The organism is Kitasatospora sp. NPDC057223 (assembly GCF_042669755.1).
In the GTDB taxonomy this organism is placed as follows: domain Bacteria; phylum Actinomycetota; class Actinomycetes; order Streptomycetales; family Streptomycetaceae; genus Kitasatospora.
The window spans coordinates 64,234-77,831 of record NZ_JBHUWW010000006.1; the positions used below are offsets into that span (position 1 = coordinate 64,234).

General features: G+C 75.3%; 13 protein-coding genes. 6 read left to right on the forward strand and 7 right to left on the reverse strand.

Annotation, left to right across the window (positions count from 1 at the left end; all coding sequences use genetic code 11):
- Positions 1 to 62: 62 nt before the first annotated feature.
- The 3 genes from ACFUK0_RS04275 to ACFUK0_RS04285 form a co-directional block, all read right to left on the reverse strand.
- Complete coding sequence (locus tag ACFUK0_RS04275) at positions 63 to 1,052, reverse strand: ABC transporter substrate-binding protein (RefSeq protein WP_380246499.1); 990 nt, start codon at positions 1,050 to 1,052, stop codon at positions 63 to 65.
- Between the two features lie 407 nt (positions 1,053 to 1,459).
- Positions 1,460 to 2,449, reverse strand: coding sequence for a LacI family DNA-binding transcriptional regulator (locus ACFUK0_RS04280; protein ID WP_380246564.1), 990 nt, complete (start codon positions 2,447 to 2,449; stop codon positions 1,460 to 1,462).
- A gap of 143 nt (positions 2,450 to 2,592) precedes the next feature.
- Positions 2,593 to 3,060: an HD domain-containing protein gene (locus tag ACFUK0_RS04285; RefSeq protein ID WP_380246500.1), complete on the reverse strand. Its 468-nt coding sequence runs from the start codon at positions 3,058 to 3,060 to the stop codon at positions 2,593 to 2,595.
- Positions 3,061 to 3,163: 103 nt separating this feature from the next.
- Between ACFUK0_RS04285 and ACFUK0_RS04290 the strand changes: the two genes are divergently transcribed.
- Complete coding sequence (locus tag ACFUK0_RS04290) at positions 3,164 to 3,658, forward strand: N-acetyltransferase (RefSeq protein ID WP_380246501.1); 495 nt, start codon at positions 3,164 to 3,166, stop codon at positions 3,656 to 3,658.
- Between the two features lie 151 nt (positions 3,659 to 3,809).
- Here the strand turns inward: ACFUK0_RS04290 and ACFUK0_RS04295 are convergent, their stop codons facing one another.
- Both ACFUK0_RS04295 and ACFUK0_RS04300 read right to left on the reverse strand, forming a co-directional pair.
- The gene (locus ACFUK0_RS04295; protein WP_380246502.1) at positions 3,810 to 5,495 is read right to left on the reverse strand and encodes a phosphoenolpyruvate--protein phosphotransferase; all 1,686 of its coding nucleotides are present in this window, start codon (positions 5,493 to 5,495) and stop codon (positions 3,810 to 3,812) included.
- Positions 5,492 to 5,803 (reverse strand): HPr family phosphocarrier protein, encoded by a 312-nt coding sequence (locus ACFUK0_RS04300; protein WP_380246503.1) that lies wholly within the window; start codon positions 5,801 to 5,803, stop codon positions 5,492 to 5,494. Before ACFUK0_RS04300 ends, ACFUK0_RS04295 begins: the two co-directional genes overlap by 4 nt.
- A gap of 286 nt (positions 5,804 to 6,089) precedes the next feature.
- Between ACFUK0_RS04300 and ACFUK0_RS04305 the strand changes: the two genes are divergently transcribed.
- The 3 genes from ACFUK0_RS04305 to ACFUK0_RS04315 all read left to right on the forward strand — a co-directional run bounded on the left by ACFUK0_RS04305 (position 6,090) and on the right by ACFUK0_RS04315 (position 9,906).
- Positions 6,090 to 6,851: a DeoR/GlpR family DNA-binding transcription regulator gene (locus ACFUK0_RS04305; RefSeq protein WP_380246504.1), complete on the forward strand. Its 762-nt coding sequence runs from the start codon at positions 6,090 to 6,092 to the stop codon at positions 6,849 to 6,851.
- A complete protein-coding gene (gene pfkB, locus ACFUK0_RS04310) occupies positions 6,848 to 7,792 on the forward strand; it encodes a 1-phosphofructokinase (protein ID WP_380246505.1) in 945 nt (314 codons plus the stop codon). Before ACFUK0_RS04305 ends, pfkB begins: the two co-directional genes overlap by 4 nt.
- Positions 7,793 to 7,902: 110 nt before the next feature.
- On the forward strand, positions 7,903 to 9,906 hold the full coding sequence (locus ACFUK0_RS04315) for a fructose-specific PTS transporter subunit EIIC (protein WP_380246506.1): 2,004 nt from the start codon (positions 7,903 to 7,905) through the stop codon (positions 9,904 to 9,906).
- An 89-nt stretch (positions 9,907 to 9,995) separates the two neighbouring features.
- Here the strand turns inward: ACFUK0_RS04315 and ACFUK0_RS04320 are convergent, their stop codons facing one another.
- Positions 9,996 to 10,259: a dsRBD fold-containing protein gene (locus ACFUK0_RS04320; RefSeq protein ID WP_380246507.1), complete on the reverse strand. Its 264-nt coding sequence runs from the start codon at positions 10,257 to 10,259 to the stop codon at positions 9,996 to 9,998.
- A gap of 231 nt (positions 10,260 to 10,490) precedes the next feature.
- Here ACFUK0_RS04320 and ACFUK0_RS04325 point away from each other — a divergent pair, with 231 nt between their 5' ends.
- Positions 10,491 to 11,378: a DMT family transporter gene (locus ACFUK0_RS04325; RefSeq protein ID WP_380246508.1), complete on the forward strand. Its 888-nt coding sequence runs from the start codon at positions 10,491 to 10,493 to the stop codon at positions 11,376 to 11,378.
- Between the two features lie 103 nt (positions 11,379 to 11,481).
- Complete coding sequence (locus ACFUK0_RS04330) at positions 11,482 to 12,177, forward strand: DUF6629 family protein (RefSeq protein ID WP_380246509.1); 696 nt, start codon at positions 11,482 to 11,484, stop codon at positions 12,175 to 12,177.
- Here ACFUK0_RS04330 and ACFUK0_RS04335 read toward each other — a convergent pair.
- Positions 12,128 to 13,567 carry a phytoene desaturase family protein gene (locus tag ACFUK0_RS04335; RefSeq protein WP_380246510.1) on the reverse strand — a complete coding sequence of 480 codons (1,440 nt, stop codon included), beginning with the start codon at positions 13,565 to 13,567 and terminating at the stop codon, positions 12,128 to 12,130. The two genes, ACFUK0_RS04330 and ACFUK0_RS04335, sit on opposite strands and share 50 nt — an antisense overlap.
- Positions 13,568 to 13,598: the final 31 nt, after the last annotated feature.

Consider the following 13,598-nt stretch of genomic DNA (forward strand, 5'->3'; position numbering starts at 1 on the left):
GGGGCCCGCCGCGCCGGCGGGCAGCTGCCGACGCGGCGTGGGGCCCCCGGTCACCGGGCCGGTCAGTACTGGCGGGACGGCAGCGCGGCGGCGGCCTGGTCCTGGGTGAAGACGCCCTCCTCGGTCTTGATCCGGCGCGGCACCTGCTCACCCGCCTTGACCTTCTTCACGAGCTCCATCAGCTGGTCGCCGAGGAGGGGGTTGCACTCCACGTCGACGTTGATCTTGCCCTCGCTCATCGCGGTGAAGGCGTCCTTGACCCCGTCCACCGAGATGATCTTGATGTCGGTGCCGGGCTTCTTCCCGGCCTCCTCGATCGCCTGGATCGCCCCGAGCGCCATGTCGTCGTTGTGCGCGTACAGCACGTCGATCTTCGGCTGGGACTTCAGGAAGGCCTGCATGACCTCCTTGCCCTTCGCCCGGGTGAAGTCACCGGTCTGCGAGGCCACCACCTTGAACTTCGGGTCGCCCTTGATGACGTCGGCGAAGCCGGACTTGCGGTCGTTGGCCGGGGCGGAGCCGGTGGTGCCCTGGAGCTCGACGATGTTCACCGGGTCGGTCTTGCCGGTGTACTCCTTCGTCAGCCAGTCGCCGGCCTTCTTGCCCTCCTCGACGAAGTCCGAGCCCAGGAAGGTCGCGTAGAGCGACTCGTCCTTGGAGTCCACCGCGCGGTCGGTCAGCACCACCGGGATGTGCGCGTCCTTGGCCTCCTTCAGCACGGTGTCCCAACCCGACTCGACCACCGGCGAGAAGGCGATGACGTCGACCTTCTGCTGGATGAACGAGCGGATCGCCTTGATCTGGTTCTCCTGCTTCTGCTGGGCGTCGGAGAACTTCAGCGTGACGCCGGCCTTCTTCGCCGCGTCCTGCACGGACTTGGTGTTCGCCGTGCGCCAGCCGCTCTCCGCGCCGACCTGCGAGAAGCCCACGACCAGCTTGCCGCCCGAACCGCCGTCGGCCTTGCCGTCGCTCGAACTCCCGCCGCTCGCACAGCCGGTAAGGACAACGGCCATCGCGCCGGCGACCAGGGCCGCCGCAGCTCTCTTGGACATCTTGGGGATCCTCTCGGGTGGGGCCCGCCGACGGTCGCGCAGCTCGCGGGCCGGATGGCGGGGAGATCGGCCGGCGCCGGGGCGGGGCGCGGCCGGGTGGAGGCAGGACGGAGCAGCGGGACGGCGCTGGGTGGGGCCGTCCGCACTCCGGGGGGATTCGTGTGTTCTGGAGATGGCGCCGCCGTTTCCGGCTTCGTCTGGATGAGATTGTTAGCGCTAACAATTTGCCGGTCAAGAGCCCGGTCGGGCGTTATGCAAACTTGACCTCGTCGGTGCCGGTCCGTCGACTGCACTCGGCAGGGCACGAGTTGGGTCACCGGCGGGGCGCCGGCCACGCTCAGCGGCCGGTCAGCGGCCGGACGTCGGCAGCGCTCAGCGGCCGGTCACCGGCCGGACGTCGGCAGCGCTCAGCGCCCGGTCACCGGTCCGGCGCTGCGGCGCAGCACCATCTCGGGCGAGACCAGCACGTGGCTGCGGGCGTGCCCGACCCCTGCCAGCTCCTCCACCAGCAACTCCAGTGCACGCCGGCCCAGTTCGCCGAAATCCTGGCGCACCGTGGTGAGCGGCGGGGTGAAGTACGCGGCCTCGGGGATGTCGTCGAAGCCGACCACGCTGATGTCGCCCGGGATCGCCCGGCCGGATTCGTGCAACGCCCGCAGCAGGCCCAGCGCCATGTGGTCGTTCGCGCAGAACACCGCGCTGACCTGGGCGTCCTTCGCGATCCGCAGCCCCGCCTCGTACCCGGAGCGGGAACTCCAGTCGCCGCTCTGCACCGGCGGGACCAGCGCGCCGACCGCCTCCAGCGCCCGGCGCCAGCCGGTCTGCCGGTTCTGCGTCTCCAACCAGCCGGCCGGACCGGCCACATGGTGGACCGTCGCGTGCCCGAGGTCCAGCAGGTGCCGGGTGGCGGCCAGCGCCCCCGCCTCGTTGTCCACCGCCACCATCGGCACCCGCGACTGGCTGCCCGAACCGACCGCGACCACCGGCACGGCGCTGGACAGCTTCGCCACCGCACTCACCGCCGAGATCTGCGGGGCGATCACGACGATCCCCTCCACGCCCTGGTCCCGCAGCCGGTCCACGGCCTCCTGGAGGGAGCGGCTGTCGAGCGAGCGCAGGCTGGCGACGCTGACGAAGTACCCCGCGCTCCTGGCCGCCTGCTCGATCCCGTCGAGCATCGAGGCGGGCCCGTACAGCGCGCTGGCGAAGCTCACCACGCCGAGCGTCTGCGAACGTCTGGTGACCAGCGCGCGGGCCGCCGAGTTCGGGCGGTAGTCCAGTTCGCGGATCGCGGCGAGCACCCGCTCCCGGGTGTCGGGCCGTACGTGCGGTGCGCCGTTGAGCACTCGGGACACCGTCTGGTGGGACACCCCGGCCACCCTGGCCACGTCGGCCATCACGGGCTGGCGCAGCTCCGGCTCGGTGCTTCCTGTTGCCACTCGTGGCCCCCTTGTCGGCTCGGCACCACGACTCTCTCATGTGTGCTCACGAGAGTGTATTTGTTCACGTTCACAGGACAAGGTGCTGCTGGGCCGGCCTGTCAGGGGCGCTCGCGTGCCTCCGGGCCGTCCAGCCCCAGCAGGGCCCGCATCCGCGCGTACTTCGCGGTCAGCCGGGCCGCCGTCCCCGCGTCGAGCACGGCGAGCCGGGCCGGATCGGCGTTGTGCGCGAGGTCCGCCTGCTTCACCAGCAGCGCACCCGGCGTCGCCAGGATCCGGGCCGCGTACTGCTCCGGCGCCTCCCCTGCACGCTTGGTGACGGCCGCCACGATCGCCTTGACCTGCCCGGGGAGCGGCGCCGCCGCCAGCCACTGCTCGGACAGCGCCTCGTCCTCGACGGCGTCGTGCAGCCAGGCGGCGGCGATCTGCTCCTCGCTGCCCCCGCGCTCGCGCACTCCGCGCGCCACGGCGGCCAGGTGCTCCGCGTACGGGCGCCCCGCCTTGTCGACCTGCCCCTCATGCGCACGGCGGGCGATCGTCTCCACGTCGGTCAGGCTCAGGTGTCCCATCCGGTCATGCTAGCCAGGCCGCCGGCGGGGGCCGGACCCGCCGGTGCACCAGCGGGTCCGTAATCAGGTGCGGCCCGTCGGACCGTCGGCTAGCCTCCGGGCCATGACCTGGCTGCCCGCTGACTTCGTCCACCCGCTCCGCGTGCCGCTTCCCGGCGGGTACCACCTGCGCCCGATCGCGGGCAGTGACACCGAGCTCGACTATCCGGCCGTGATGGGTTCGCGGGAGCGCCTGTGGTCGGTCTACGGCGAGGCCTGGGGCTGGCCGCCGGCCAGCATGACCTACCAGCAGGACTTCGACGACCTGGTGCGGCACGAGCGGGAGATCGCGGCCCACCAGTCGTTCAACTACGCGCTGTTCGACGACGCGGGCACCGCCCTGCTCGGCTGCGTGTACATCGACCCGCCGGAGAAGGCCGGGGCGGACGCCGAGATCTCCTGGTGGGTGGTGGACGACCGGGTCGGCACCGCGCTCCAGCACGACCTGGACGCGCTCGTCCCCCGCTGGATCGCCGAGGACTGGCCGTTCGAGCGTCCGCGCCACGTCGGGCGCGACCTCTCCTGGGCGGACTGGCTGGCCCTCCCGGACCACGGCTGACCCGGCGTCCGGGCCGGCCGGCGTCGCCGTGATCCGCTGCCCGTGAGGCCGGGCGCTCGTCGTCGGCACCCGGACCAGTCGCCACCCGGACCGGACGGCACCCGGTGACCGGCCGGCACCGTGACCGGCCCGGCTCCTCGGCGGCTCCGGCTCAGCCCCGCAGGCTCCCCAGGACGGCGGCCCGCCCGGTGGCGGCGTCCGGGGCGGCGAGCGCGAGGGCCGCGAGGCCGGCGCAGTCCTCCAGGGTGTGGACGGCGAGCGCGGCCCGCAGGGTGCCCAGGCAGGACGGCGCGGCGGAGAGGCTGGTGACGCCGAGCCCGACCAGGACGAGTGCCAGGGCCGGATCGGCCGCGGCCTCGCCGCAGACCCCGACCGGCCTGCCGCGCTCGCGCCCGGCCCGGGCGGTGGCCGCGACCAGGTCGAGCAGGGCCGGCTGCCACGGGTCGAGCAGCTCGGCCAGCGAACCGAGCGTGCGGTCGGCGGCGAAGGCGTACTGGGCGAGGTCGTTGGTGCCGATGCTGAGGAAGTCGCAGACGTCCGCCAGCTGCCCGGCCCGCAGCGCCGCCGCCGGCACCTCGACCATGGCGCCGGCCACCGGCAGGCCGTGGGAGCGGACCAGGGCGGCGAACTCCTCGGCCTCGCGCGGGAGGGAGACCATCGGCGCCATCACCCAGACGTCCGCGGAGCGGCCGCGGGCGGCGGCGGCGACCGCCGCGAGCTGGGTCGCCAGCAGCTGCGGATCCCGGGTGGCGGTGCGCAGCCCGCGGATGCCGAGGGCCGGGTTCTCCTCGTCGGGGGCGGTAACGAACGGGAGCGGCTTGTCCGCCCCGGCGTCCAGCGTGCGGACGACGACCCGGCGGCCGGCGAAGGCGTCGAAGACCTGTCCGTACGCGGCGCTCTGCTCGTCGAGGCCGGGCGCCTGCGCGCGGTCGAGGTAGAGGAACTCGGTGCGGAAGAGGCCGACGCCCTCGGCGTCGGCCGCCGCCGCGCGGGTGAGTTCGTGCGGCGCGCCGAGGTTGACCAGCAGGGCGACGGGGTGCCCGTCGGCCGTCCGGCCGGGGCCGCTGACGGCGTCGGCCTGCGCACGGCGGAGCCGGTCGCGCGCCGCCGCGCGCCGTACGGCCTCGGGCGACGGGCCGGGTTCGACCGTGCCGGCCGCGCCGTCCACCAGGACGCTCTGCCCGTCGGTGAGGCCCGCGGCCGCCGGGCAGCCGACGACGGCGGGCAGGCCGAGCGCCTTGGCCAGGATGGCGGTGTGGCTGGTGGGACCGCCGCGCTCGGTGACCAGGGCCAGCACGCGGGCCGGGTCGAGCAGGGCGGTGTCGGCGGGGGCGAGGTCCCCGGCGACCAGGACATAGGGGTGGCCGGGGTCGGGCAGGCCGGGTGCGGGCAGGCCGAGCAGCCGGGCGACCGAGCGGTCGCGCAGGTCGTCCAGGTCGGCGGTGCGTTCGGCGAAGTAGCCGCCGGCCGCTGCGAGGCCCGCCCGGAACTCGCCGTAGGCGGCGGTGAGCGCGTGGGCGCCGTCCGCGCCGAGGCCGACGAGTTCGACGGCGCGGTCGGCCAGTACGGGGTCGGCGGCCATCATCGCCTGCGCGGCCAGGACTTCGGCGGCCACGCCGGAGGCGCGGGTGGCGCGCTCGTCCAGGTCGGCCACCACGGCGGCGACGGCGCGGCGGACGGCGGCGCTCTCCGCGGCGGGGTCGGTCACGGTGCGGGGCGGCGGGAGGGCCGGGGTGCCCGCCATCCGGGCGACCGGCCCGGCCGCGCTGCCCGCGCCGACGCCGATGCCGTGCAGCACGGCCTGGCCGCCCGGGGCGGCTTCGGAGTGCGCGGTCACCGGGCGTCCCCGGCACCGGGGCCGTCGAGCTGGTCGGGGCCGGGGTCGTCGAGGTCGCTGCCGAGCAGGCGGGCGAGTTCGTCCAGTGCACCCTGGGCCTGCTCGCCGTCGGCGGTGAGTTCCAGGGTGTCGCCGTGGCAGGCGGCGAGGGTGAGCACCGAGAGGAGGCTGCGGGCGTCCACCGGCGGCCGGCCGGGGCGGGAGACGCTCACCCTGACCGGCTGGCGGGCGGCGGCCCGGACGAACAGCGAGGCGGGCCGGGCGTGCAGGCCGCTCCGCGAACCTACGGTGACAAGGAGTCGGGGCATGGCGCTTCCTTCTGGGTCCGACTGCGTGGGGGGTACGCCGAACGGGGCGGTGTACCGGGGGCGGGGCGTCCGGACCGGTGGCTCGGGGGCACGGCACCGGTCCGGACCGAATGTGGTTTCACGCCCGTCAGAGGCGTGTTGCGATTGGTTCTACGCCCGGATCGCGGCGAGTGTCAACACATTCGGGCATTTCTGAGACGGCCCGAATCTCTTTGCTTTTCGATCCTCCGCGCGTATCGTCTGGGTTAATCAGGCGTAACCGGACATGAAACGGACCCAATCCCACATGTATGCAGCGGAGCGGCAGCAGCAGATCCTGCTCCTCGCCCAGGAGCGCGGACGCGTCGACGTCCCCTCCCTCGCCGAGGAGTTCGGCGTCACCCAGGAGACCGTCCGCCGCGACCTGAGCGCGCTGGACCGGGCCGGGCTGCTGCGCCGGGTCCACGGCGGGGCGCTGCCCGCGGGCGGCCTGCACCTGGAGCCCGGGCTGGCCGAGCGCGACAGCACCGCCCCCGGCGAGAAGGAGCGGATCGCCAAGGCCGCGCTGGCCCTGCTCCCCGTCCAGGGCAGCGTGCTGCTGGACGCCGGCACCACCGTCTCCCGGCTCGCCGCGCTGCTCCCGCTGGACAGCACCCTGAGCGTGGTCACCAACGCGCTCCCGGTGGCCGCCCGGCTCGCCGACCACCCCGACCTCACCCTGCACCTGGTGGGCGGGCGCCTGCGGCACCGTACCCAGGCCGCCGTCGACACCTGGGCCCTGCGCGACCTCGCCGACATCCACGCCGACGTGGCCGTGATCGCCACCAACGGCTTCTCCCCCGAGGGCGGGCTCAGCACCCCGGACCTCGCGGAGGCCGCGGTCAAGCGCGCGATGGTGGCGGCGGCCCGCCGGGTGGTGCTGGTCGCGGACTCGGCCAAGTACGGCGCCCGGCACTTCGCCCGCTTCGCCTCGCTCGACCAGGTCGACGTGCTGGTGACGGACACCGGCCTCACCGACGAGCAGGCCGAAGAGATCGAGAACCTAGGACCGGAAGTGATCCGCGCATGATCGTCACCATCACCCCGAACCCCAGCCTGGACCGGACGTACGAGCTGCCCCAGCTGTCCCGCGGCGAGGTCAACCGCGCCCTGAGCGACCGGGTGGACCCGGGCGGCAAGGGCGTCAACGTGGCCCGCGCACTCACCGCCGCCGGGCACCGGACGACCGCCGTCCTGCCGCTCGGCGGGTTCTCCGGGCTGCTGCTGTCGGACCTGCTGCTGCGCCAGGGCATCGACGTGGCGACCGTGCCCGTACGGGGCGAGACCCGGACGAACGTGAGCATCGTGGAGGGCGACCACGTGCTCACGAAGATCAACTCGCTCGGCCCCGAACTGAGCGGGCAGGAGTCGGCCGCGCTGCTCGCCACCGTCCGCGGCGACTTCGTCGGCGCCCATGTGGACTGGCTCGCCTGCTGCGGCAGCCTGCCGCGCGGCCTGGCCCCCGAGTGGTACGCCGACCTGGTCGGCCAGGTCCACTCCGGCGGCGCCCGGATCGCCCTGGACACCTCCGGCCCGGCACTGCTGGCCGCGCTCGCGGCCCGCCCCGACGTGGTCAAGCCCAACCGCGAGGAGCTCGCCGAGGCGGCCGGCCGCCCGCTGGCCACCGTCGGCGACGCCGTCGACGCGGCCCGCCTGCTGCTGACGAAGGGCGCCCAGCAGGTCCTCGCCAGCCTCGGCGCGGACGGCATGCTGCTGGTCTCCGCGGAGGGCAGCTGGTTCGGCACCGCACCGGTGCGGGCCGTCCGCAGCGACGTCGGCGCGGGCGACGCCTCGCTGGCCGGCTTCCTCGGCGCGGGCGGCACCGGGCCGCAGGCCCTCGCGGCCGCCCTGGCGCACGGCGCGGCGGCCGTCCAGCTCCCGGGCAGCGCGATGCCGACGCCCGCCGACCTCGACCCGGCCGCGGTCACGGTCTCCACCGACCTCCCGCTGGGGCGGCCGCTGCAGGGCTGACCGCGCGCCGAAGCGCGCCCATCGACTCCGGCCGCACCCGTACCGCGGCCGACACGGACCCCGGGGGCAACGGGAACCACCAGGAACCGACGGCTGAAGGACGACCGACCATGCACGACTCCGGCAGACTGATCACACCCGCTCTCGTCGACCTCTACCTCGCGCCCGCCGACAAGGCCGAGGCCCTGCGCGCGCTCGCCCAGCGCCTCACCGCCGAGGGCCGGGTCACCGACCTCGACGGCTTCCTCGCCGACATCGCCGCCCGGGAGGCCCAGGCGCCGACCGGGATGGGCGACGGCATCGGCATCCCGCACTGCCGCTCGGCCCACGTCACCCGGCCCAGCCTCGCGTTCGGACGCAGCGCGCGGGGCCTGGACTTCGACGCCTCGGACGGCAGCACCGCCGACCTCGTCTTCATGATCGCCGCTCCGGACGGCGCCGACGACGCCCACCTGCAGATCCTCGCCGCGCTGGCCCGCCGGCTGATGGACCCGGCGTTCACCGGCGCCCTGCGGGCCGCCACCGACCCGTCCGCCGTGGCCGCCCTGGTCAACGGCGAGGAAGCACCGGCGGCCCCCGTACCCGCCGCCCCTGCGGCGCCCGCACCCGCCGCGGCGCCCGGCGGCAGGCCGCTGCGCCTGGTCGCCGTCACGTCCTGCCCGACCGGCATCGCGCACACCTACATGGCGGCCCAGGCCCTGGAACAGGCGGCGGCCCGGGCGGGCGCCGAGATCCAGGTGGAGACCCAGGGTTCGGCCGGCTCCACCCCGCTCGCCCCCGCGGTGATCGCGGCGGCCGACGCGGTGATCCTCGCGCACGACGTGGAGGTCCGCGACCGGGCCCGGTTCGCGGGCAAGCCGACCGTGGACGTCGGCGTGAAGGCGGGCGTCAACCGGGCGGACGAGCTGATCGCGCGGGCGACCCGGGCGGCCGGGGCCGCTGCGGGGGCCGCCGGCGTCGGCACGGCCGGCGACGAACCGTCCGCCGCCGAGCCGGCGGCCCGCCAGGAGCACTGGGGCAACCGGCTGCGGCAGTACCTGATGACCGGCGTCAGCTACATGATCCCGTTCGTGGCCGCCGGCGGGCTGCTGATCGCGCTCGGCTTCGCCATCGGCGGGTACCGGATCTCCTCCGCACCGTCCGTGGTCGGCCACTTCGACTGGACGTCCCAGCACAGCTGGGCCGCGATGCTGTTCCAGGCGGGCGCGGTGGCCTTCGGCTTCCTGGTGCCGATCCTCTCCGGCTACATCGCGTACGCGATCGCCGACCGGCCCGCACTGACGCCGGGCATCGTCGGCGGCGCGATCTCGGTCGTGGTCGGCGCGGGATTCCTCGGCGGCCTGGTGTCCGGCCTGCTCTCGGGCTTCCTGGTGCTGTGGATGGTGCGGTGGCGGGTGCCGAAGGCCGTCGCGGGCATCATGCCGGTGGTGGTGATCCCGCTGGTCTCGGTCGCGGTGATCGACTTCCTGATGTTCGTGGTCGTCGGCTCGCCGATCGCCTCGGTGATGTCCGGGCTGACGGACTGGCTGAACAGCCTGTCCGGGACGAACGCGATCCTGCTCGGCGTGCTGCTGGGCGCGATGATGGCCTTCGACATGGGCGGCCCGCTCAACAAGGTGGCGTACACCTTCGCGGCCGGCGCGCTCACCACGGCCGGCTCCACTCCGGACGCCGGCAGCCTCAAGGTGATGGCCGCCGTGATGGCGGCCGGTATGACCCCGCCGCTGGGCATGGCGCTCGCGACCACCGTGCGCGGGCGGCTCTTCACCCGTGAGGAGCGGGAGAACGGCAAGGCGGCCTGGGTGCTGGGGGCGTCGTTCATCACCGAGGGCGCGATCCCGTTCGCCGCCGCCGACCCGCTGCGGGTGATCCCGGCCGCCATGGCCGGCAGCATGACCACGGGCGGCCTGGTGATGGCCTTCGGCTCCACCCTGCGGGCGCCGCACGGCGGCATCTGGGTGCTGCCACTGATCGGCAACCCGTTGCTGTACGTGCTCGCGATCGCGGTCGGCACGGTGATCACGGCGGCGCTGGTGACGGTGCTGAAGGGCCTGCGCAGGCCGGACGCCGCCGCCGGCGCCGACCGGACGGACCAGGTGGCGGCCGCCGTCTGATCCGCCGTCCGATCCATCGGCGGGGCCGGGGCGCGCGGGTTCGCGGGTGCGCGCCCCGGCCCCGCCGGATCGTCCGACAAGCCTTCTGATCAGTAGATCAGGTAGGCGGGCCGGTGCCCTTCGTCGTCGATCTCACCGGTGACCTGCGTGCGCAGTTTGCGCGAGAGTTCCTCCAGGGCCCGCGACGCCGCCATCTCCTCGCCGATCCTGGCCAGCGGCCGGTCGTCCGCGCTGCGGACGGCCTCCCCGTGTCCGTTCAGGCCCGGCGCACGCGCTCCGACCAGCCGCGCGTCGCACTGCGTGTGCACGCCGTCCTCCTCGAAACTCAGCTCCACGTCCCACTGGTTGTGCATGCCGTACCTCCTGGCGCCAACCCCCTCGCCACCTCTGTTCCCACCAGCGTGCGCCCGCGCGGGGCCCGGCGGCAACCCCCGTCGGGGAGCGCGAAGCACCACCCGTGCGCACCTGCGGCGGACCGGCCGCGCCGGGCACCCGGCGGTAGGCTGGCGGAAGCGCGTCGTGGCACCGGACCGGCCGGACCGGCTCGGATGCGACGCAGCCACGAGACGTTTGGGTGGTCCTCCGTGGCCGTCTTCCTCCTGGCGCTCGGCGCAGCGTGCTGCCTGGGCCTCGGGTTCGTCCTCCAGCAGCAGGCGGCGCAGCGGGCGCCGCGCTCCGACCTGCTGCGCTGGCGGCTGCTGCTGGACCTGCTGCGGATGCCGCAGTGGCTGCTCGGCACCGCGTTCATGGTCGCGGGCCTCGCGCTCAGCGCCCTCGCCCTGGACCGGGGCGAGGTCTCCCTGGTCGAACCCCTGCTGGCCACCAACCTGCTCTTCGCGATGGGCCTGGCCCGGATCCTGACCCGGCAGTCGCTCGGCCGCTCCGGCTGGGCCGGCGTGCTGCTGCTCGCCCTGGGCGTGACCACCTTCATCGTGGCGGGGCGACCACAGGGCGGCGGGACGCAGGCCGGTGCGCTGCGGTACTGGCTGGTGGTCGGCATCGTGGTCGGACTGACCCTGCTGCTGGTCTCCACCGCCCGCCGGATGCCGCTGCTGGAGGAGGCGACCCTGCTCGCCCTCGCCGCCGGCCTGCTGTACGGCTTGCAGGACGCCCTCACCCGGACGGTCGCCCAGCGGCTCGACACGGACGGGCTCGGCGTCGTCCTGCGCAGCTGGGAGCCGTACGCCGTGCTGGCCGCGGGGGTGGTGGGGCTGCTGCTGGTCCAGAGTGCCTTCGAGGCCGCGCCGCTGCGGATGTCGCTGCCCGCGCTGACCGCGGCCCAGCCGCTGACCGGCATCGTCTGCGCGGTGGCGCTGCTCGGCGACCGGTTACGGGTGACCCCCGGCGCACTGGCCTGGCAGGCGGTGGGGCTGCTGTGCATCGTGGCCGGCGTGGTCATGCTGGGCCGCCACCCGGCGATGCCCGGTGCCGGACCGGGTGCCGGAGCGGGCCGGGAGAAACCACCGCCCTGACTGGCCGCACGACGGCGGTTCGCACGCGCCGGGCCGCGGCGCCCGCCCTATCGTGGCCGCACGACGACCGCCGCTGCGGGCCCGGCGGCGGCAGGAGACCCGGATGTGCTGGAGTGCCGAGGCGGACCTGGCGGCGGGCATGGTCGTCAGCGGCGTCGGCCTGGCCTGCCTGGCCCTGGTGCGCCGCCCCGGGCAGCTGCCGCTGGCCGCGCTGCCCCTCGTCCTCGGCGTCCACCAGCTGGTCGAGGCGGCGGTCTGGCTGGGGGTGGACGGCCGGCTCGGCCCCGGCCCCGCACAGTGGGCCCGGACGGTGTGGGCGGTGATCGCCCTGCCGCTGCTGCCCGCCCTGGTACCGCTGGGCGTCTGGTGCGCCGTCCGCACCTCGCGCGGGCGCGCGCGGCGGGCCGCCTTCGTCGTCCTCGGGTTCGCCGTCGCGGTGCCGCTGGCGGTGGCCGTCGCCGGCCGGCCGGTGACCGCCGAGGCGCACGCGCACGCGCTGACGTACGGGATCGGCGTCCCGTACGCGCCGCTGCTGCTGGCGGGCTACCTGCTGGCGACGGTCGGCTCGCTGCTCGCGAGCGGCGACCGGGTGCTGCGGCTGCTCGGCGCGCTGGTGGGCGCGGCGGCCGTGGCCGGCGCGCTGCTGTGGCGGCTGGCCTTCGCCTCGGCCTGGTGCGCGCTGGCGGCGCTGGTCAGCGTCGTCGTGCTGGGGTGGGTGCGCCGCGACGGCCGTCCGGGCGCACCGGCACTCAGCTTCCGGCGCGCCCCGGGGCACGCAGGGCGGAGCGGGCCGCGTTGAAGCCGCACATCCCGTGCACCCCGCCGCCGGGCGGGGTGGCCGCCGAGCAGAGGAAGACGCCGGGGATGCCGGTGCTGTAGGGGTCGAGCGCCGCCCGGGGGCGGAGCAGCGTCTGCCGGAGGGTGTTGGCACCGGTCGCGATGTCGCCGCCGACGTAGTTGGCGTTGTGGCGGGTCAGCTCCGCGGTGGAGCGCACGGCCCGGCCGACGATCCGCTCCCGCAGGCCCGGCGCGAACTGTTCGATCCGGTCGAGCACCGCCTCCGTCGCGTCGCCCGGGTAGCCGTGCGGGACGTGCGCGTACGCCCAGACGGGGTGGATGTTCCCGGCCGAGCGGCCGGGGTCGGCCAGGTACTGCTGGGAGACCAGGACGAACGGGCGCTCCGGCATCCGGCCGCGGTGGATCTCCCGCTCGGCGTGCACGATCTCGGCCAGGGTGCCGCCGAGGTGCACGGTGCCGGCCCGTCGGCAGGCCTCGTCGGTCCACGGCACGCCGCCCTCGACGGCGAGGTCCACCTTGAACGCGCCGGGCCCGTGCTGCCAGCGCCGGTACGCGCGCCGCACGCGCGCCGGCAGGCGGTCGCCGCAGATGTCGGCGGCGGCGCCGGGGGCCACGTCGAGCAGGACCGTCGCGGCCGGCGGCAGCGCGTCGAGCGAGTCGACCCGCACCCCGGTCTCGATCCGGCCGCCCAGCTCCCGGAGTCTCGCGGCCAGCGCGTCGGTGACGGCCCGGGATCCGCCCTCGGCGACCGGCCAGCCGAACCGGTGCCCGGAGGCGATCAGCATCAGCCCGAACGCCGAGGTCATCGGCCGGTCCAGCGGGTGCAGGGCGTGCGCGGCGGCGCCCGCGAACAGCGCCCGGGCCTGCTCGGTGCGCCAGCGGCGGGCCAGCACGGTGGCGGGCTGCACGGCCCGCACGCCGAAGCGGGTGAGTCGCAGCGGATGGCCCGGCACCCGCAGCACCGGTTGCAGGACGTCCTCGGCCAGTTCGTCGAACCCGGCGGCCAGCGGCCCGAACAGCCGCTGCCAGGCCGGGCCGTCCGCGCCGAGCCCGTCGGCGGTCGCGGCGACCGAGCGGACCAGCACCGCGGCCGGCCCCGACTCCAGCGGGTGCGCGAGATCGATCTCGGGCCAGCGCCAGCGCAGCCCGTGCCGGTCCAGCCCGAGCGAGCGCAGGAACGGCGAGCCGACGCCGAGCGGATGAACCGCCGAGCAGTGGTCGTGCAGCACGCCGGGGACGGTCAGCTCGCTCGTCCGCGTCCCGCCGCCGATCTCCGCCGCCGCCTCCAGCACCGTGACCGCGACCCCCTGCTGGGCCAGCGCGACGGCGGCCGCCAGCCCGTTGGGGCCGGAGCCGACCACGATCGCCTCGTCCGTCCGCGACTCGTCCATACGAAACATCGTGCCAGAGCGAACCGGCTCC

Excerpts from the sequence above, each read along its gene's own strand:
- ACFUK0_RS04275 (WP_380246499.1), bottom strand. The coding sequence starts at position 1,052 with ATGTCCAAGAGAGCTGCGGCGGCCCTGGTCGCCGGCGCGATGGCCGTT.
- ACFUK0_RS04280 (WP_380246564.1), bottom strand. The coding sequence starts at position 2,449 with ATGGCCGACGTGGCCAGGGTGGCCGGGGTGTCCCACCAGACGGTGTCC.
- ACFUK0_RS04285 (WP_380246500.1), bottom strand. The coding sequence starts at position 3,060 with ATGGGACACCTGAGCCTGACCGACGTGGAGACGATCGCCCGCCGTGCG.
- ACFUK0_RS04290 (WP_380246501.1), top strand. The coding sequence starts at position 3,164 with ATGACCTGGCTGCCCGCTGACTTCGTCCACCCGCTCCGCGTGCCGCTT.
- ACFUK0_RS04300 (WP_380246503.1), bottom strand. The coding sequence starts at position 5,803 with ATGCCCCGACTCCTTGTCACCGTAGGTTCGCGGAGCGGCCTGCACGCC.
- ACFUK0_RS04305 (WP_380246504.1), top strand. The coding sequence starts at position 6,090 with ATGTATGCAGCGGAGCGGCAGCAGCAGATCCTGCTCCTCGCCCAGGAG.
- pfkB (WP_380246505.1), top strand. The coding sequence starts at position 6,848 with ATGATCGTCACCATCACCCCGAACCCCAGCCTGGACCGGACGTACGAG.
- ACFUK0_RS04315 (WP_380246506.1), top strand. The coding sequence starts at position 7,903 with ATGCACGACTCCGGCAGACTGATCACACCCGCTCTCGTCGACCTCTAC.
- ACFUK0_RS04320 (WP_380246507.1), bottom strand. The coding sequence starts at position 10,259 with ATGCACAACCAGTGGGACGTGGAGCTGAGTTTCGAGGAGGACGGCGTG.
- ACFUK0_RS04330 (WP_380246509.1), top strand. The coding sequence starts at position 11,482 with ATGTGCTGGAGTGCCGAGGCGGACCTGGCGGCGGGCATGGTCGTCAGC.
- ACFUK0_RS04335 (WP_380246510.1), bottom strand. The coding sequence starts at position 13,567 with ATGGACGAGTCGCGGACGGACGAGGCGATCGTGGTCGGCTCCGGCCCC.